1 protein-coding gene is annotated in these 1,542 nt (G+C 75.1%); it reads left to right on the top strand.

Annotated features, from left to right (window positions below; genetic code table 11):
• Positions 1-1,542: non-ribosomal peptide synthetase (locus AOK18_RS27075; RefSeq protein WP_157865230.1), on the top strand; the 1,542-nt coding region annotated here is incomplete at both ends.

The following is a 1,542-nucleotide window of genomic DNA, read 5'->3' as shown; positions in this document are numbered from 1 at the left end:
CGGTGCCCGTCGTCGACGACGGCCCGCCGGACGCGGACGCCGACGCCGGCGTGACCGCGCCCGCGGCCGCCCCCGCCGCGTCGTCCGACGCCGAGGCGATCGCGTACGTCATCTTCACCTCCGGTTCCACGGGACGCCCGAAGGCGGTGCCGATCACCCACCGGGCGATGGAGAACTATCTCGACTGGGCGGTCGCCACCTTCGGCTACGGCCCGGGCGACCGCCTCGCACAGACCGCGTCGCCCTGCTTCGACGCCTCGGTGCGCCAAGTGCTCGCACCCCTCCTGGTCGGTGGCACCGTCGTGACCGTGCCGCGTCACCTGTTGCGGGATCCCGAGCTGCTCCTCGCGCGGGTCGAGCGCGCGCGGGTCACCGTGTGGAGTTCGGTGCCCACACTGTGGGAGCAGTTGCTGTCGGCCGTCGAGGAAAGGGTCCGGAGCGGAGCGGGGCTGCCCGGTCTGACGGCGCTGCGGTGGGTGCACGTCGGCGGGGAGGCGCTGCCCGTGGACCATGTGCGCCGCTGGTTCGACCTGTTCGGGAGCGGCGCGCGGATCGCCAACCTGTACGGGCCCACCGAGACGACCGTCAACGCCACCTGCCAGATCCTCGACGCCCGTCCCGGCGACGAGGTCCGGCAGGTGCCGATCGGACGTCCCGTGGCCGGTACGGACCTGGAAGTGGTCCGCGCCGACGGGACCGCCTGCGCACCGGACGAGCCGGGGGAACTGCTCATCGCCGGCGTCGGTCTGAGCCCCGGCTACCTGGGTGAACCCGAGGTGACCGCACGGGCGTTCACCGTGCGGGCGGGCCGGCGCTGGTACCGCAGCGGGGACCGGGTCCGCCGGTCGGCCGACGGCACCGTGGAGTTCCTCGGCCGGCTCGACGACCAGGTGAAGATCCGCGGGAACCGGGTGGAGCCGGGGGAGGTCGAGGCGGCGCTCCAGGAGCTCCCCGGGATCGCGCGGGCGGTGGTGACGGCGCACGAGGGGCGGTTGCTCGCCTTCGTCACCCTCCGGTCCCAGGCCGGCGCGCCCGACACCCGGGAGATGCGCCGTCGGCTGGCCGGCGTTCTGCCGTCGTACATGATCCCGGCCGGGATCACGTGCGTCGACGCGCTGCCCCTCACGAGCACCGGCAAGGTCGACCGCCTGGCGCTGGTGAATGCGTCCTCCCGGTCCGTTCCGGCGGCACCGGACGACGACCGGGCCCCTTCCGGAGCACCGGACGACGACCGGGCCCCTTCCGGAGCACCGGACGACGACGGGGCCTCTTCGGCGGCGCCGGACGGCGGCGGGGCCTCCGCGCCGGCCACGGCGACCGAACGGCGCGTGGCGGCGGTCTGGTCGGACCTGCTCCGGGTGGAACCGGTCCACCGGGAGGACGACTTCTTCGACCTGGGCGGGGACTCGCTGCTCGTCCTGCGCGTGTTCGCCCGGCTCGCGGAGCACGGAGCACCGCTGCCCCGGCCGACCGCGGTCTACCGGCACCGCACGCTCGCGGCGCTGTCCGCGGCGATCGTCGCCGCCGCGGACAGCGCCGCGA

Source organism: Streptomyces prasinopilosus (assembly GCF_001419695.1).
Lineage (GTDB): Bacteria > Actinomycetota > Actinomycetes > Streptomycetales > Streptomycetaceae > Streptomyces > Streptomyces prasinopilosus.
The sequence above is the reverse complement of the archived record's forward strand: the minus strand, read 5'-3'. Positions and strand labels throughout refer to the sequence as shown.